This window comes from Sphingomonas mali NBRC 15500, from assembly GCF_001598415.1.
GTDB lineage: Bacteria > Pseudomonadota > Alphaproteobacteria > Sphingomonadales > Sphingomonadaceae > Sphingomonas > Sphingomonas mali.
In genome coordinates this window covers 1-1,511 of record NZ_BCYX01000094.1, presented here as the reverse complement: position 1 = coordinate 1,511, position 1,511 = coordinate 1, and the positions used below count along the sequence as shown (strand labels likewise).

At 65.0% G+C, this 1,511-nt stretch carries 1 protein-coding gene; it reads left to right on the top strand.

What is annotated here, in order from left to right:
- Positions 1–60 precede the first annotated feature (60 nt).
- Positions 61–1,437 carry an IS1182 family transposase gene (locus SMA01S_RS23910; RefSeq protein WP_066827985.1) on the top strand — a complete coding sequence of 459 codons (1,377 nt, stop codon included), beginning with the start codon at positions 61–63 and terminating at the stop codon, positions 1,435–1,437.
- Positions 1,438–1,511 lie beyond the last annotated feature (74 nt).

Genomic DNA, 1,511 nt, shown 5'->3' with positions numbered 1-1,511 from the left:
CGGTCTTGAAGTAGCGGGGACAGTCTGATTCACTCTTCGCGAGGAAGCGGAGGTGGGCCGATGATGGGCGAGCGGACGGTGGCGCAGGAAGCGCTGTTCTACAGCTTCAACCTGGAGCGGCACGTGCCGTCGGATCATCTGCTGCGCTCGATCGACCGGTTTGTGGACCTGTCGGATATCCGCGAGCATCTGCGGCCATTCTATAGCGAGACGGGCCGCCCTTCGATCGACCCGGAGTTGATGATCCGGATGCTGATCATCGGCTATTGCGTGGGCATCCGCTCCGAGCGCCGGTTGTGCGACGAGGTGCATCTCAACCTCGCCTATCGCTGGTTCTGCCGCCTGGGGTTGGAAGGCGACGTGCCCGATCACTCGACCTTCTCGAAGAACCGCCATGGTCGCTTCCGCGACAGCGATCTGCTGCGCAACCTGTTCGAGGCGACCGTCGCGCGGTGCATGGCCGAGGGACTGGTCGGCGGCGTGGGCTTCGCGGTCGATGCCAGCCTGATCCGGGCCGATGTGAACCGGCAGCACGCCGTCGATCGCCCCGAGCAGTTGCCGGACCAGACCACCAGCCATGCCGTGCGCGAGTATCTGGCGGTACTCGACGATGCCGCGTTCGGTGGCGCGACGCCGGTTCCACCCAAGCAGTTGGCGGTGGCCGACCCCGCCGCACGCTGGACAGCCGCTACGCGCGAGAGGGCCTTCTTCGCCTACTCGACCAACTATCTGATCGACCTCGAACATGCCGTGATCGTCGATGTCGAGGCGACCACCTCGATCCGCCAGGCCGAGGTGACGGCGCAGCGCCGAATGATCGATCGCGTCCAGACACGGTTCGGCCTTTGGCCCGAGCGGCTCGCGGCCGATACCGGATATGGCGACGCGGCCAACCTGGCATGGCTGGTCAAGGAGAAGGGCATCGCGCCGCATATCCCGGTGTTCGACAAGTCCGCCCGCTCCGATGGCACCTTCGAGCGTTCGGCCTTCACCTTCGACCGGGAGGACGACAGCTACATCTGCCCGGGCGGCAAGCGGTTGCGGCAACGGCAGAAGACCTATCGTGAACCACGCCCGTTCGTCGATGAGAATGGTCTAATGCGCTATCGCGCGAGCAAGCTCGACTGCGACGCCTGCGGCCTCAAGTCACGATGCTGCCCCAACGCGCCGGCCCGCAAGATCCTGCGATCGATCCACGAAGGCGCCCGCGACATGGCCCGCGATATCGCGGCGAGCGATGCCTACGTCACCTCGCGACGGCAGCGAAAGAAGGTCGAGATGCTGTTCGCGCACCTCAAACGAATCCTCAAGCTCGATCGCTTGCGCCTGCGGGGACCGAACGGAGCAAAAGACGAGTTCCTCCTCGCCGCCACCGCCCAAAACCTCCGCAAAATGGCCAAGATTATCCCAATGCCGGCGCAGATGCTGCCCGCCTGAGCACTCGCCCCTCCGCACGCACCGCTCCCGTCCCATCGCCTACCCACGCCACCGGCGACTTCTTCAACACAATC

Coding starts and splice junctions, on each gene's coding strand:
- SMA01S_RS23910 (WP_066827985.1), top strand. CDS start 61: ATGATGGGCGAGCGGACGGTGGCGCAGGAAGCGCTGTTCTACAGCTTC.